The following is a 13,279-nucleotide window of genomic DNA, read 5'->3' as shown; positions in this document are numbered from 1 at the left end:
CATGAAGGCACGGGAGATAATTGACGCTGACGCTTGGCTGGTGCGGAAAAAGGAACGCAGGGGCGAGACGATAAGCGACGAGAGACGGCAATTGATGGCAATGATTTACAGCGATGCGACGCTGGAACGGGAACAGGTGGAGCTGGAACGGGCGAAACTTGAATTGGGGCAGATAAAGGCTGATATAATAAAAATGAGGGCAGAAGCGGAAAAATATAAAGCTGCGGCAAATGAAACTGAGACAGCCCTTGAACAAAAATAACGGTGCAATGAATTTTACTGACAGAAAAATATTCAAAAAACAAATAACACGCTGGACAGCGCGGAAACATTGGATGTTTTGGAACTTGGACTTTTTTAGGGCGGTCTATAGTTTGTATATGTATTATACAGCACTTACTTAATATCAATTTCCCATATTCCATAAAATCCCAACAAACCACTAAATCCAATTAAAATATTTTATCACAGACAACAATTCCAAAACAATAAAACTCTACGAATACTTTTCAATACGAAAACGAATTACATAAACTTGAATGACATACCGTTGAAGTTGTTACATGCATTGACGGACATAACGACTGATTTAGCAATTGGAATGGCATACAGACTTTGATAGCACGTTCGCTTGTACTGTTCATTTTGATCGTCTTCAAATTTTAGACGCTGACTATGCTGCAAGCGATACTTTAACATGTAGCTTGCAAGCGCCTCTAAATTATCAATCTGTGACTTATCGGAATGCAATTGTTGCAAAAGAACTTGATGGCTATGCGGATAGCGAATTGGCGACTTTAGCATGGATTGCAGTTTAGCATCGGACAGCGTCCCGAGATTTACAACGGCATGAAAATGCAGAAGAAAAAACGGCGATTGATTGGTTTGTTGAAAACCAATCGCACTTAATGAAGCTATTTTGCGATCGCTTAAAACAGCGTTTGCAGCGAAAGCTTCAATTTCAAAACTTCCAATCATTTGCACATCAACATCGTCTTTGATTTTTATATAGTCCAACAAATTGCGCACGGAACGCTTTGCACGCTTGATAAGATCGCTATCTATTGCGGCGGCATTGTAATGGACACTGTGCAGGACAGTGAGAAAACGCAACTGGCTTGTTGGCACATTGCTAAAAGCAGCGAGCATTTTGGCCTTGGCTTTACGCTGCTGGTTATGGCGACACATGGGGCAAAACGGCTGATTGCATGGGTGATGGGTGGAACAGTGCATGATGCGGTACGCGAGCGCAGTTGCGTCTTTGTCGGTCAAATCGCTGCATAACGCATTGATCACATAGGCACGCTGGCGGATTTTGCTGACAGCGTGATCGCCCACTTTGTCCACAAATCGGTATTTTAGATCTTCTTTGGTGACGTGCTGGAGGACGGACATGGCGACACGCTATTGGACGCGGCGAACTGCGGAACAGCGCAGCGTGGCTTGAATGGCATAAAGGGCAAGCTGCGTTATATGCACAAACTCTCCGTTAAATCCCACATTTACATAATAATTGCGTTCCATTTTCAATACTCCTTCTTTGAACCGCGCTACATGCGCAGCGGTATTTATGATCTTTGGCATAAATAATATCGGTAATTCAAAAATATATTTGGAGGAATTATGAACGCATTACAAAACGCATATATAATCTTAAAAACCAACAACTTAACCGAAGGTCAATACGACTTTAGCAGAAAGTGGCTTGGACGTGATCGGAGCTATTATGGCAGCATGAAAGCGCGGCAACGGCAAGCGGGGCTGCGGACGATGCTGACATTGGCTGGAAATTTGACGAAGGCATTGGTCAGGGCGAAGGCGGAACAGCGCGGCAAGGACGCGGCGATATTGGAGAAACTGAGTGGGCGAATTTGGGACAGCGTGATGGTGGGACGGTGCTGATTTGCGTCCACGTCCAGCATGTTGTCGTGTAAACCGACACTTCAGTGAACGGCATTGGGGCGAACATACATGCTGTATGTTCGCCGATGTTGTCGTGTAACACGACACTTCGCTGGTGCTGAACGGCATAGGGGCGAACTTACGTGACGTAAGTTGGGGCGCGATCAGAAAAACGCATTGCACTTCCCTCCTCCGCTTTGATCCGCGCATCACGTCGGAAACGCCCATTACAGCAGCAAAGCAACTTGGGGAGCTACATGCACACAGCGCAGTTGAAACTGCGCTGTGTGACGACGAGCGGAGCTTGGCGGTTGAAATAATACAAACCGACCGCCGAAAAACTGATCAGATTGGGCACAACTACATTATATTAAAATGCGCTGCATAGGACAACGATTACAGCAACTTAAAGATATATTGGTCACCGATAGCACAACACAGACATTACTGTATTGCAAGCGAACAGCTTGGAGTATAGGACATGACTGCATTTGCGAAATTGAAACTGACCACTGCAACGCGCAAGACGGAAAATTTGAGCGCGGAACAGTATGCGCGGCAACGGGTGCTGGGAAACTTGGCGGAACAGCTTGGCTTGGTTAAGGCCATGCTGGACGGCACGGCGTTTACGGTGAAGCAGACGCGATACAAGACGGACGAGAACGGCGAGCGTGTTGGATACGAGCGCAGCAAGCGGCTGCGCCAGTGGTTTTGGCAGGACACTGACGGTAACTGGCTGCTGGAATTGCGCTATGGTAATCGGCCATTGAAGTTGAGCGGCGAGAACACTGCGGTGGTGGCTGGCACGATGGAGCAGCTTGCGAGCGTTATTGAAACGCTGATGGAAGCTGTGCAGGTGGGCGAGCTGGACAAGGCCCTGGCCATTGCAAAAAAGGATCGCTTGGTCATGCTGCGGAAAGGCTGACGGTAAATGAGTGATAGCGGACGACGATACTTAAGGCGTATAACTGATTTAGTGCATACCGCTTTGTTTGGCGCAAATAGTGTAGTAGAAACAGCGCAATACTCGCATTCGCTGCACTATTCGCGCTAAGGTTCGCCCACCGGCGACACGACACGGCCCGGAGGAAACTCCGGGCCGTTGTTCTTTGTGCGTAAGGCGGCAAACTTTCCCGTACAAGTGGTTTCCGCTATAATTGATTCCCCAGCGGGCTCCCGGCGAAGGCAATCGTGCGACACCTCAAGGTGCTGATCGTCGAAGACAATGTGGCCGACGCCCGGTTGCAGCAATTCGCGCTGGGGGCGCAGGTGTTCGATTGCGCCGTGACCTGGGTCGATTCCATCGACGGGGCGGTGGATCATTTCAACCAAGGAATCGAACGGACCGGCGGCGCCGACACCGACGTGGTCCTGCTGGACGGCCAGGTGGGGTCCGAGGACGCCTCTGAGCTGCTGATCTACATGAAGCTGGACACGCTGCTGAGGGACGTTCCGGTCATCATCATGACCGGGTCACAGGACCCCGGCAAGCATCAGGGCTGGATCGCCCAGGGAGCGGATTCCGTCATGCAGAAATGCCTGGAGGTGGAAGACCTGGAGAGCGGCCTGTCGGCGCTCGAGGCCTATGCCAGGGACGTTTCCTAAGGCAAAGCGGCCCGGAAGTCGCCTTCCGGGCCGCGTTTTGAATGGATTCGTCATCCTGACGACCACAGGAAGGAAGGATCTTTCAGCCTGAAGTGGCTGCCGCGATCGCGTGAAAGATCCTTCGGCCTTGCCCACTGCTGTCTGGTTCAATTGCCTGGGTGCTGGCGGACGGTTTTTTCACCACCAAGACACCAAGGACACCAAGAGGACATTCCAGGTGCGTCGTGCCCGGACTTGTTCCGGGCATCCACGCCCATCCGCAGGGACTATTGTTTCATGAGGCATTCCAGCGGATCCGCGTGGATGGCCGGGACGATGCCCGGCCATGACGGTGAGGTTGGGCGGGGCGATCCGCTCTGTCCTCCTGGTGTCCTTGGTGTCTTGGTGGTTGAAGAGGCTTTTTCCGTATCCCCATTCCGGTGGAGCCATCTCAAACCAACCCTGGGCAAGGCAAGAGACCGGTGCTGGCCGAAGTAATCCGGACAGCCGTGGGCTTTGCCTCAGGATGACATGACCAGTCGGTTCTATCGGGCGGACAGAATTAGGCGGTGGCGACGCCCTTGTCGGCCATCAGCTGCTTCAGCTCGCCCGATTCGGCCATCTCGCGCACGATGTCGCAGCCGCCGACGAACTCACCCTTGACGTAGAGCTGCGGCAGGGTCGGCCAGTTGGTGAACTGCTTGATGCCTTCGCGCAAGGAAGGATCGACCAGGATATCGATGCCCTTGAACTTGACGCCCAGATTGGTCAGCACCTGCACCACGGCGGCGGAGAAGCCGCACTGCGGGAACATGGGCGTGCCCTTCATGTAGAGGACCACATCATTCTCGGCAAGGTCCTGGCGGATGCGGTCGAAAACGGGATTGTTCATCGGTCGAAATTCCTTGGAAATGATCGTGACGGATCGTGGTTGAGATGTAGGCAGCACGGCGCCGGGGCGCAAGCGCGCCAGCCTAGTCCTTGGCGAAATCGGGGGCGTTATCGGGCGTGGCGGTCTGCAGCGCCATGGCGTGCAGCTGGCCGCCCATCTTGCCCTGCATGGCGGCGAAGACCATCTGGTGCTGGGCAACGCGGCTCTTGCCGCGAAACGCCTCGGAAATCACCAGGGCCGAGTAGTGATCGCCGTCGCCGCGCAGATCCTCGATGATCACCTTGGCGTCGGGAATCCCCTGGCGAATCAGGGCTTCGATCTCACTGGCTTCCATGGGCATGGCGTATCTTTCCTAATGATCCCCTTCCACCCCCCACAATACGGGGCGCACTTCGCGCCCGCAACAGCGCTATGGCCCCAGGGGATGAAGGGCCTTCCTCACGCGCGCAATGGCCGGCACATGGACCGAAACCCAATCCGACACCAGCAATCCGCACGCCTCGGCACATAACCACTTTTTGACTAATTTTATAATTTTTTAATTCTTTATAGGATGCAATATCGCATATATTAATTTTTTAAGCGTTTATAAATTCATACTAACAATCATAGGGTGCAGAGCCATGAACGATGACGATTATCTGCTCATCCGCGACGACCTCAGCGACGAGGGTTCAACCACTCGTACGCAGTTCCTGTGCGAATCGCCAGACGTCCTGATTCTCGACAGCCTGAGCAATATCGAAAAGACAAGAACTAGCTTCGGCAGCAAGGATGACTGGAATCGTGACCACAACGTCAATATTTTAAAGCGCGGAGAGCGATACTACTACGCTCTTGTCCGCGTTAAGAACACGTCCAAGTCCACGCTCACCGCCAATGTATGCATATTCTTCATGGCAGCAACCGTACAACTTGAGCGAAACGCCCTTCTGAATAACAGAGGAACACTACCAAATATTGACAGCGAATCACTTTACGACCCGACCGAAGACGAAATCAACGCCGAGGAACATATTCATCAGATTTCAATTCCAGCCAATTCCATTGGCGTCGCAGGCCCATTCAGAATCGATACCAAGGGCGTCGCAGAGCATTGCTGCTTCGTCATGCTGGCAAGCACGAAGGCAAACCCGACGCTTCCTCATGAATTCGCATCCACGGCCGAATACACAAGCTGGATTACCAAACACCCGAATATCGGCACACGGAACGTGAAGCATGAGCAAGGCGCAATCACCAAGCATTCCATTATTTATTACTTCACGCACACCCCGCATAGCGACCACTCCACCAAGACAACGGAACACGACGGCACCTTCGTCATTCACGGACGCGGGGCAGCAGAGGGCACGAAATTCACCATCTGCCAACTTGCGGAAGAAAAAAACAAAGTTGATGAAAATGATATCTTTTACGCGACAGGCGAAAGCACCCTTACGCGAACAATCATGTTCAAAAAGTCAGACACAAAAAAAGATAAGGAATTCAGAATTATTTTTTCCGCAAAAATGAAGGAAGGAATGGAATACGCCATCGAAGTTATTGCCGAATCACCAAACGGGGGCGAACTCGGCAACATAACATTTTCCACCAGCCTTATCTGCTCCAGCACAACGAAAGATACGCCGAGCCAGCTGGCCGGACGCCATACGGTCCGCCTCCTCGCAGCAGCCCATTAGGGTTCGATGACATCTGGTTGACGCCCTGCAGGCGTCGACCAGGTGCATGGGCATGTCCCAATACATTGATCAGGAATCGAACCTGGTTTTTCAGGCGGTTCGACACCAAAGCGTCCAACTTCGAATCCTGGTTAATTCCAACCACTCGCCTTCAGAGGTGATCATCATGGGCACCATCAGCATCGCTACCTGGAATCAAGCATATGGCCACGACACCTACCGCCCCAATTATAACAGCAACCTGACCTCATTCTTCTCTCGTATCGCGACTCAGCCCTTGAAGCCGTTCGGCGTGACGGATATCGACATCATTTGCGCGCAGGAGGTTGCGCTGCAAAAAAGCATGGAGCAAAAGCAAGGTAGAAATACAGAAAAATGTATTAAAAATATTAAAATCAAATGGATACAACAATATTCAGGAGACAATTCGATTTACGGATGACATTATATTCTGGAAGTCCGAGGGACAGATTACGGCATCAAAGCTTATAAATTATGTAAGCCTTCTCGACTACGACATATATAATGGGAGCGGTTGGCAACGAAAGCTGACGAGTGGCTGCGTCGCTTACGGTCATACCCAGGTTCATATTTTCAACTACCATGGCCCCAATCAAATTGACGTTCCGGATGTGGCGGAACGGCAGAAATACGCCAAATTGGTGGAGGGATTTGTAACCGCGAACATGAAGATCCCCACGGACAGGTTCATCCTGGCCGGTGACTTCAACCTGGATTCCACGCAGTACACGCCATTCGGGGGAGCGGCAACCGTCAACAGCTGCAATCTGTACCACAAGGCGGAAGGATTGGATTGGATCATCTCCAATCTCACTCCCACCCAGGCCATGGCCGGGGGAAGCCTTCTCACGCTATTCGCCCCAGGCACCATCAGTGACCACGGCGTATACGCCGCACAGTTTTCCGTCTAGCCCCTGATACGGAGCCCGTTTAATTCTTCGGGGCGTGCGCCCCGATCCCTGACCGGGAGGCGATGCCTCCCGGCCATGCCGATCGGAACGAATCAACCGCGTTCCGCAGGGTACCTCAATGCCCCGACATTTCCTCGCCCATATAGGCGGGCAGCCAGGCTTCGTTGGCTTCGGCCAGTTCGAAGACCGGCACGGCGCGACCGCCGACGCTGATCACCGAACCGCCGGTCTTGCCGATGACGCGGGCGGTGGTGTCGTGCTCCGCCGCCTCTTCCAGCACGCTGGCCAGGTCGTTGTCGGAGACTTCCAGCACGTAGCGCCCCTGGTCCTCGCCGAAGCACCAGGCGTGCAGCGGCAGGTTATGGGGGGCATCCAGCTTGGCGCCGATCCTGTCCTCGGACGCCATGGCCATCTCGGCCACCGCCACCAGCAGGCCGCCGTCCGAGACGTCGTGGCAGGCCAGCACCAGACCGTCGCCGATCAGCTGGCGGACCAGTTCACCGGCGCGGCGCTCGCGATGCAGCGCCACGGGCGGCGGAGCGCCGTCTTCCCGCTTGCAGATCTCGCGCAGGTAGAGCGACGAGCCCAGCCAGCCCTTGGTCTCGCCGATCAGCACGATGGACGAGCCCTCGCGCTTGAAGGCCACCGTGGCGGACTTGGTGACGTCCTCCAGCAGGCCGACGCCGCCCACCGCCGGGGTGGGCAGGATGGCGTTGCCTTGGGTCTCGTTGTAGAGCGAGACGTTGCCCGACACCACGGGGAAGTCCAGCTCGCGGCAGGCCTGACCCATGCCGCGGATGGCCTCGACGATCTGGCCCATGATCTCGGGCTTTTCCGGATTGCCGAAATTCAGGTTGTCGGTGATGGCCATGGGCAGCGCGCCCACCGCCGACAGGTTGCGATAGGCCTCGGCCACCGCCTGACGGCCGCCCTCGTAGGGATCGGCCAGCACGTAGCGCGGCGTCACGTCGGTGGTGATGCCCACCGCCTTGTCCGTGCCGTGGATGCGCACCACGGCGGCGTCGCCGCCGGGACGGCCCACCGTGTCGCCCATCACCATGTGGTCGTACTGGGAGTAGATCCAGCGCTTCGACGCCAGATCGGGACAGGCCACCAGAGTCTTCAGCGCCTCGGCGACGCAGATCTGGGGCACGTCCTTGGCGTCCACCACCGGGCGCTTGGCCGGAGCGGTCCAGGGGCGGTCGTATTCGGGCGAGGCCAGCGCCAGCGGGTCGATGGGCAGGTCCGCCACCACCGCGCCATGGCGCTTCAGCACCATGCGGCCGGTATCGGTGAGCACGCCCACCACGGCGAAGTCCAGCTCCCACTTGTCCATGATGGCCTTGGCCAGGGCCTCGCGGCCGGGCTTCAGGACCATCAGCATGCGTTCCTGGGATTCGGACAGCATGATCTCGTAGGCGCTCATGCCCTCCTCGCGCATGGGCACGGCGTCGAGGTCCATCTCGATGCCCAGGCCGCCCTTGGACGCCATCTCGAAGGAGGACGAGGTCAGGCCGGCGGCGCCCATGTCCTGGATGGCGACGATGGCGTCGGTGGCCATCAGCTCCAGGCAGGCCTCGATCAGCAGCTTCTCGGTGAAGGGGTCGCCCACCTGCACGGTGGGGCGCTTCTCCTCCGACTTCTCGTCGAACTCGGCCGAGGCCATGGTGGCGCCGTGGATACCGTCACGGCCGGTCTTCGAGCCGAAATAGACCACGGGATTGCCGATGCCGGCGGCGGCCGAATAGAAGATCTTGTCCTTGTCGGCCAGACCCACGGTCATGGCGTTGACCAGGATGTTGCCGTTGTAGCTGGGGTGGAAATTGGTCTCGCCGCCCACGGTGGGCACGCCGACGCAATTGCCGTAGCCGCCGATGCCGGCCACCACGCCCGCCACCAGATGGCGGGTCTTGGGGTGGGAGGGATCGCCGAAGCGCAGCGCGTTCATGTTGGCGATGGGACGCGCGCCCATGGTGAACACGTCCCTGAGAATGCCGCCCACGCCGGTGGCCGCGCCCTGGTAGGGCTCGATGAAGCTGGGGTGGTTGTGGCTTTCCATCTTGAAGACGATGGCCTGGCCGTCGCCGATATCGATGATGCCGGCATTCTCGCCGGGGCCGCAGATCACCCACGGCGCCTTGGTCGGCAGGGTCTTCAGCCACTTCTTCGACGACTTGTACGAGCAGTGCTCGGACCACATCACCGAGAAGATGCCGAGCTCGGTCAGATTGGGCTCGCGGCCCATGATCTCGAGGATCTTGGCGTATTCGTCCGGCTTGATGCCGTGTTGGGCGATGATCTCGGGGGTAATCTGGCTCATCGCAGCGCCTCCACCAGGGAATCGAACATCTTCTTGCCGTCGGACCCGCCCAGCAGGTCCTCGGCCAGACGCTCGGGGTGGGGCATCAGGCCCAGCACCGTCTTGGTCTCGTTGTAGACACCGGCCACGTTGGACAGCGCCCCGTTGGGATTGAAGGCGTCGGACACCTCACCCGCCTTGGAGCAGTAGCGGAACGCCACCTGGCCGTTGCCCTCCATGGCGCGGAAGGTCTCGGCCTCGACGAAGTAGTTGCCCTCGGCATGGGCGATGGGATAGCGCACCACGTCGCCCGCCTTGTGCTTCCTGGTGAAGTCGGTGCCCGCGTTCTCGACCCGCAGGTACACGTCCCGGCAGATGAACTTGAGATTGCGGTTGCGCATCAGGACGCCGGGCAGCAGGCCGGTTTCCGTCAGGATCTGGAAGCCGTTGCAGATGCCCAGCACCCTGGTGCCCTTCTCCGCCTGGGCCTTCACCTCGCGCATGATCGGCGAATGGGCCGCCATGGCGCCGCAGCGCAGGTAGTCGCCATAGGAGAAGCCGCCGGGAACCACGATCAGGTCCAGGTCGGGCAGTTGGGTGTCGCGGTGCCACACCATGAGGGGCTTGGAGCCCATGCTGGCTTCCAGCGCCACGGCGACGTCGCGGTCGCAGTTGGAGCCGGGGAAAACGATGACGGCGGCTTTCAAGGGCGTTGCCTTCACGCAAGGGAGACGGAGGCCTTGTGTACCCCGGAACCGATTCGGATTCCAGTCCCCGCTGCCGCCGCCGCTCCGCTATCAGCGCATGCCGCCCAGCACCTGGCGGGCCAGGGTGGTCACCCGCTCCAGATTGGCCTGGGCCTGGTCCACCACCAGCTGGATGGCGGCCAGGGTGTCGGCCCCGTCGGCACTCCCGGTCCTCACCAGGCGGGCGAGGAGCGAGCCCTGGGCGGCCAGCGCCACGGCGAAGGCATCGCGCAGATGGTCCGAGGCATCCTGCACCGCCATGGCCATGGTCTGGGCGATCTCGGTCTGGGCGATGACCCGGGTGGCGTCGCCGACCGCCTGGGCACAGGTCGGAACCGGCGGAATGGGGGATTCGTCGCTCATGCCTGCCCCTCGGTCTCGACGGAAGAATGGGAGCCCACCAGCACCATCACGGTGCGGGTCAGCTGCGCGATGGCCAGATTGCGGGCGTTGGCCTGGGTCTGGGGCCCGGCCATCATGGCAAGGCCGGCGGCATGGGCCATGGCGTGCAGCGCCGTCAGCATGGAACTCTCGGCGGCGGCCAGGGGGTCGAGGGACGGGTTTGCGGAAGATGCGATCGGTTCATCCATGCGGGTCACTCCGCTTGTGCCACGGACGGTGGCGTTTCAGGTACCGAGGATCTGCTTCGCGGCCACGCCAGTGCTGGCCGTGTCGATGCTGTAGAGCGTCGCCACGCCCGAGGTGGTGGCCGCCTGCATGGTGACGTAGCTCTGCTGCTGGGCGTTGGTGGCGTTGTGGGCGGCATTGGCCAGGGCCTGGGCGGTGCTCTGATAGAGATTGCCCAGAGCCATGGCCGGCGCCTCGCCCAGCACCTTCACGTTGGCCTGGGTGACGGAATCGGTGATCTGGCTGTTGACGGCGGTGGGAAAGGCCATGGGCATGGCCTCAGCTGACAGATGACGTCTGCACCGCCTTCAAGGCGGTCAGCAGGGCCAGCAGGGTATCGGGAACGTCGCTTTGGCCCAGGGCCTTGACCGCCGCGGCATCGGAAGCGGCGCCGATGCTCAACAGCTGCATGACCCCCTGGGTGGTGGCCGCCTGGGCCAGGATGTTCTGGTTGTTCTGGGCCGTCACCGCGCTCTGGTACATCAGGCCGGTGGCATGGGCCAGACTCTGGTAGATGCTGCCCAGGGCCATGGCCGGCGCCTCGCCCAGGACCTGGACGCCTCCGGAAACTGGCGGTTCTGACGGTTTTGTGATTCGATTCTCCCTGGGATCACCGGGAGGTCGAGATGAAGGGGCAAGCCGGTTTCTGGGATTTCGAGCACAGCCTTGAGGCTCTGTCGGCGGAAGGCGATCCGCTGGAGCAACTGGAGCGGACGGTTCGCTTCGAGCAATTTCGCCCGGCGCTGACCAAGGCGGTTCGGCGCTCCGATCCGTCGAAGGGCGGCCGGCCCGGGTTCGACGTGGTGCTAAAATTCAAGATGCTGGTCCTGCAAGGGCTGTATGGCCTGTCGTTGCAGCAGACGGCGTTTCAGGTGCGGGATCGCCTGACCTGGCTGCGGTTCTGCGGCCTGCGCCCCGGAGACGCGGTGCCCGACGCCAACACGCTGTGGGATTTCCGCGAGGCGCTGATCAAGACCAAGGCGCTGGACCGGCTGTTCAACACGCTCGACCAGGCGATTTCCGCTGCCGGCTATTTGGCCATGGGCGGCCAGATCATCGACGCCACCCTGGTAGCGGCGCCCAAGCAGCGCAACAGCGATGGCGAGAAGGAGGCGATCAAGGCCGGTCAGATCCCCGAGGCGTGGACGGACAAGCCGGCCAAGCTGCGGCAAAAGGATCGAGATGCCCGCTGGACGGTGAAATTCGCCAAGGCTAAGCCGACGGCGGATGGCAAGCCGCAGATCGACATCGCCATTCCGGTCTTCGGCTACAAGAGCCATATCTCCATCGACCGCCTGCACGGCATCATCCGCCGCTGCATTGTGACCGACGCGGCGGCGGCGGACGGTGCCCGACTGCGGGAGGGGCTGATCGATCCGAACAATACCGCCTCACCGGTGTGGGCCGATACCGCCTACCGCTCCCAGGCCAACGACGATTTCCTGGCCGACCATGGCCGCGTCAGCCACATCCACCGCAAGAAGCCGAGAGGCAAACCAATGGCCAAGGCCACGGCGAGAGCCAATGCGGTCAAATCCAAAATCCGCGCCCGCGTCGAGCACGTCTTTGCCGAGCAGAAGGACCGCATGGGGCTTTTCATCCGAACCATCGGCAAGGCCAGGGCCGAGGCGACGATCACCCTGGTCAATATTGCCTACAATATGAAACGGTGGTGCTGGCTGGAGAAAACGGCCGCCGCATGACCCCAAGGAAGGGGAATGCCGAGGCAATTCAACCTCAGAATTGGACCAAAAGTTCCTCTTCAGATCACGGCCAGGCCGGAACGCGCCCACGCCGACCGTCTCTGAACGTCAGAAATCGAGTTTCCGGAGGCGTCCACGTCAGAAATCGAGTTTCCGGAGGCGTCCACCTTCACGTTGGCCTGGGTCACCGCGTCGGTGATCTGGGGATTGACCGTGGTACTGTCAGCCATGCCGTCCTCCGTGTCTGGCGCGGGGGCAACCGGATCGATCACCCTACGCGCGTGATTAGACCACGAAGACGCTCAATACTGTAGAGATAAAATATGTCAGCAACCAATGCGCTCAGGCGGCACGGGTGAAGCTGGGCTCGACCCGCAAGGCGACGCTGCCCGCCACCCGGTCGAGGGTCTCGCGGATATGACCCGACTGCCGGTCGTCGCCGCCGGCGTTGAAGCGGGCCCCCAGGCGCCGGGCCAGCCAGCGGCCGACGGTACCGGAACGGCCCCGCCCCTGGCGGCAGACCACCAGCACCTCGCGGATGCCCTTGTCGGCCAGCCCGTCGGCGAAGGCGGCGATGGCGGCTGCGTCGGCGGCGATGAACGGCCGCCAGGGAATGTCGGAGCCGAACAGCCGCCCGGCCAGCGCCTCGAACAGGGCGCGGTTGCGCCCCCACAGCCGGGTGATCAGATGCCCCTTCACCCCCAGCGCCGAGGAATCCATGTCCCAGAAGGCCAGCGTCAGGGTCGCGCCCCACCCGGCCCGGGCCAGCCCCCGCCCCTCGGCCTTCCAGTCGTCGGTGGGATCGCAGATGCGCAGCACGGCGGCGTCCCCACGGGGCGCCATGCCGTCGAACTCGCCGACCTTGAACGGGGAAACCAACATGAAGGGGCCCGTGAACATACATCGATAGTT

19 protein-coding genes are annotated in these 13,279 nt (G+C 58.8%); 8 read left to right on the top strand and 11 right to left on the bottom strand.

Features of this window, described 5'->3' with window-relative positions:
• Position 1 precedes the first annotated feature (1 nt).
• Complete coding sequence (locus ACV4UZ_RS11220) at positions 2-262, top strand: hypothetical protein (protein WP_491600916.1); 261 nt, start codon at positions 2-4, stop codon at positions 260-262.
• A 263-nt stretch (positions 263-525) separates the two neighbouring features.
• Here ACV4UZ_RS11220 and ACV4UZ_RS11215 read toward each other — a convergent pair whose 3' ends face one another.
• On the bottom strand, positions 526-1,395 hold the full coding sequence (locus tag ACV4UZ_RS11215) for a hypothetical protein (RefSeq protein WP_491600915.1): 870 nt from the start codon (positions 1,393-1,395) through the stop codon (positions 526-528).
• Between the two features lie 228 nt (positions 1,396-1,623).
• Here ACV4UZ_RS11215 and ACV4UZ_RS11210 point away from each other — a divergent pair, with 228 nt between their 5' ends.
• The 3 genes from ACV4UZ_RS11210 (at position 1,624) to ACV4UZ_RS11200 (ending at position 3,507) form a co-directional block, all read left to right on the top strand.
• Complete coding sequence (locus ACV4UZ_RS11210; protein ID WP_491600914.1) at positions 1,624-1,902, top strand: DUF6626 family protein; 279 nt, start codon at positions 1,624-1,626, stop codon at positions 1,900-1,902.
• A gap of 481 nt (positions 1,903-2,383) precedes the next feature.
• Complete coding sequence (locus ACV4UZ_RS11205; protein ID WP_491600913.1) at positions 2,384-2,827, top strand: hypothetical protein; 444 nt, start codon at positions 2,384-2,386, stop codon at positions 2,825-2,827.
• Positions 2,828-3,093: 266 nt separating this feature from the next.
• Positions 3,094-3,507, top strand: a complete 414-nt coding sequence (locus ACV4UZ_RS11200; protein WP_491600912.1) for a response regulator — start codon at positions 3,094-3,096, stop codon at positions 3,505-3,507.
• 541 nt (positions 3,508-4,048) lie between these two features.
• Here the strand turns inward: ACV4UZ_RS11200 and grxD are convergent.
• Both grxD and ACV4UZ_RS11190 read right to left on the bottom strand, forming a co-directional pair.
• Positions 4,049-4,378, bottom strand: a complete 330-nt coding sequence (gene grxD, locus ACV4UZ_RS11195) for a Grx4 family monothiol glutaredoxin (protein WP_491600911.1) — start codon at positions 4,376-4,378, stop codon at positions 4,049-4,051.
• An 82-nt stretch (positions 4,379-4,460) separates the two neighbouring features.
• Complete coding sequence (locus tag ACV4UZ_RS11190) at positions 4,461-4,718, bottom strand: BolA family protein (RefSeq protein WP_491600910.1); 258 nt, start codon at positions 4,716-4,718, stop codon at positions 4,461-4,463.
• Positions 4,719-5,001: 283 nt separating this feature from the next.
• On the opposite strand from ACV4UZ_RS11190, the gene ACV4UZ_RS11185 reads away from it, so the two are divergent.
• From ACV4UZ_RS11185 to ACV4UZ_RS11175, 3 genes are all read left to right on the top strand, one after another.
• Positions 5,002-6,060 (top strand): hypothetical protein, encoded by a 1,059-nt coding sequence (locus ACV4UZ_RS11185; protein WP_491600909.1) that lies wholly within the window; start codon positions 5,002-5,004, stop codon positions 6,058-6,060.
• Between the two features lie 166 nt (positions 6,061-6,226).
• Positions 6,227-6,502, top strand: a complete 276-nt coding sequence (locus ACV4UZ_RS11180; RefSeq protein WP_491600908.1) for a hypothetical protein — start codon at positions 6,227-6,229, stop codon at positions 6,500-6,502.
• Between the two features lie 244 nt (positions 6,503-6,746).
• Entirely contained in the window at positions 6,747-6,992 is a 246-nt protein-coding gene (locus tag ACV4UZ_RS11175) for a hypothetical protein (RefSeq protein ID WP_491600907.1), read from the top strand.
• Between the two features lie 115 nt (positions 6,993-7,107).
• Here the strand turns inward: ACV4UZ_RS11175 and purL are convergent, their stop codons facing one another.
• The 6 genes from purL to ACV4UZ_RS11145 all read right to left on the bottom strand — a co-directional run bounded on the left by purL (position 7,108) and on the right by ACV4UZ_RS11145 (position 11,213).
• Positions 7,108-9,312 (bottom strand): phosphoribosylformylglycinamidine synthase subunit PurL, encoded by a 2,205-nt coding sequence (gene purL, locus ACV4UZ_RS11170; RefSeq protein WP_491600906.1) that lies wholly within the window; start codon positions 9,310-9,312, stop codon positions 7,108-7,110.
• Positions 9,309-9,998: a phosphoribosylformylglycinamidine synthase subunit PurQ gene (purQ, locus tag ACV4UZ_RS11165; protein ID WP_491600905.1), complete on the bottom strand. Its 690-nt coding sequence runs from the start codon at positions 9,996-9,998 to the stop codon at positions 9,309-9,311. Before purQ ends, purL begins: the two co-directional genes overlap by 4 nt.
• 90 nt (positions 9,999-10,088) lie before the next feature.
• Positions 10,089-10,400 carry a hypothetical protein gene (locus ACV4UZ_RS11160; protein ID WP_491600904.1) on the bottom strand — a complete coding sequence of 104 codons (312 nt, stop codon included), beginning with the start codon at positions 10,398-10,400 and terminating at the stop codon, positions 10,089-10,091.
• Positions 10,397-10,627 carry a hypothetical protein gene (locus ACV4UZ_RS11155; protein ID WP_491600903.1) on the bottom strand — a complete coding sequence of 77 codons (231 nt, stop codon included), beginning with the start codon at positions 10,625-10,627 and terminating at the stop codon, positions 10,397-10,399. The genes ACV4UZ_RS11160 and ACV4UZ_RS11155 overlap by 4 nt, the downstream gene beginning before the upstream one ends.
• Before the next feature lie 36 nt (positions 10,628-10,663).
• Complete coding sequence (locus ACV4UZ_RS11150) at positions 10,664-10,933, bottom strand: RebB family R body protein (RefSeq protein WP_491600902.1); 270 nt, start codon at positions 10,931-10,933, stop codon at positions 10,664-10,666.
• Positions 10,934-10,943: 10 nt separating this feature from the next.
• The gene (locus ACV4UZ_RS11145; protein WP_491600926.1) at positions 10,944-11,213 is read right to left on the bottom strand and encodes a RebB family R body protein; all 270 of its coding nucleotides are present in this window, start codon (positions 11,211-11,213) and stop codon (positions 10,944-10,946) included.
• A gap of 77 nt (positions 11,214-11,290) precedes the next feature.
• Between ACV4UZ_RS11145 and ACV4UZ_RS11140 the strand changes: the two genes are divergently transcribed.
• Positions 11,291-12,367 carry an IS5 family transposase gene (locus ACV4UZ_RS11140; RefSeq protein WP_491598929.1) on the top strand — a complete coding sequence of 359 codons (1,077 nt, stop codon included), beginning with the start codon at positions 11,291-11,293 and terminating at the stop codon, positions 12,365-12,367.
• Positions 12,368-12,426: 59 nt separating this feature from the next.
• Here the strand turns inward: ACV4UZ_RS11140 and ACV4UZ_RS11135 are convergent, their stop codons facing one another.
• Both ACV4UZ_RS11135 and ACV4UZ_RS11130 read right to left on the bottom strand, forming a co-directional pair.
• The gene (locus tag ACV4UZ_RS11135) at positions 12,427-12,597 is read right to left on the bottom strand and encodes a hypothetical protein (RefSeq protein ID WP_491600901.1); all 171 of its coding nucleotides are present in this window, start codon (positions 12,595-12,597) and stop codon (positions 12,427-12,429) included.
• Positions 12,598-12,709: 112 nt separating this feature from the next.
• Positions 12,710-13,249: a hypothetical protein gene (locus ACV4UZ_RS11130; RefSeq protein WP_491600900.1), complete on the bottom strand. Its 540-nt coding sequence runs from the start codon at positions 13,247-13,249 to the stop codon at positions 12,710-12,712.
• Positions 13,250-13,279 lie beyond the last annotated feature (30 nt).

The sequence above is a fragment of the Paramagnetospirillum sp. genome (assembly GCF_058402745.1).
This window is presented reverse-complemented; position numbering and strand designations above follow the sequence as displayed.

Excerpts from the sequence above, each read along its gene's own strand:
- ACV4UZ_RS11205 (WP_491600913.1), top strand. The coding sequence starts at position 2,384 with ATGACTGCATTTGCGAAATTGAAACTGACCACTGCAACGCGCAAGACG.
- ACV4UZ_RS11155 (WP_491600903.1), bottom strand. The coding sequence starts at position 10,627 with ATGGATGAACCGATCGCATCTTCCGCAAACCCGTCCCTCGACCCCCTG.
- ACV4UZ_RS11130 (WP_491600900.1), bottom strand. The coding sequence starts at position 13,249 with ATGTTGGTTTCCCCGTTCAAGGTCGGCGAGTTCGACGGCATGGCGCCC.
- ACV4UZ_RS11160 (WP_491600904.1), bottom strand. The coding sequence starts at position 10,400 with ATGAGCGACGAATCCCCCATTCCGCCGGTTCCGACCTGTGCCCAGGCG.
- grxD (WP_491600911.1), bottom strand. The coding sequence starts at position 4,378 with ATGAACAATCCCGTTTTCGACCGCATCCGCCAGGACCTTGCCGAGAAT.
- ACV4UZ_RS11150 (WP_491600902.1), bottom strand. The coding sequence starts at position 10,933 with ATGGCCTTTCCCACCGCCGTCAACAGCCAGATCACCGATTCCGTCACC.
- ACV4UZ_RS11135 (WP_491600901.1), bottom strand. The coding sequence starts at position 12,597 with ATGGCTGACAGTACCACGGTCAATCCCCAGATCACCGACGCGGTGACC.
- ACV4UZ_RS11185 (WP_491600909.1), top strand. The coding sequence starts at position 5,002 with ATGAACGATGACGATTATCTGCTCATCCGCGACGACCTCAGCGACGAG.
- purL (WP_491600906.1), bottom strand. The coding sequence starts at position 9,312 with ATGAGCCAGATTACCCCCGAGATCATCGCCCAACACGGCATCAAGCCG.
- ACV4UZ_RS11180 (WP_491600908.1), top strand. The coding sequence starts at position 6,227 with ATGGGCACCATCAGCATCGCTACCTGGAATCAAGCATATGGCCACGAC.
- ACV4UZ_RS11210 (WP_491600914.1), top strand. The coding sequence starts at position 1,624 with ATGAACGCATTACAAAACGCATATATAATCTTAAAAACCAACAACTTA.
- ACV4UZ_RS11175 (WP_491600907.1), top strand. The coding sequence starts at position 6,747 with ATGAAGATCCCCACGGACAGGTTCATCCTGGCCGGTGACTTCAACCTG.
- ACV4UZ_RS11215 (WP_491600915.1), bottom strand. The coding sequence starts at position 1,395 with ATGTCCGTCCTCCAGCACGTCACCAAAGAAGATCTAAAATACCGATTT.
- ACV4UZ_RS11140 (WP_491598929.1), top strand. The coding sequence starts at position 11,291 with ATGAAGGGGCAAGCCGGTTTCTGGGATTTCGAGCACAGCCTTGAGGCT.
- ACV4UZ_RS11220 (WP_491600916.1), top strand. The coding sequence starts at position 2 with ATGAAGGCACGGGAGATAATTGACGCTGACGCTTGGCTGGTGCGGAAA.
- ACV4UZ_RS11190 (WP_491600910.1), bottom strand. The coding sequence starts at position 4,718 with ATGCCCATGGAAGCCAGTGAGATCGAAGCCCTGATTCGCCAGGGGATT.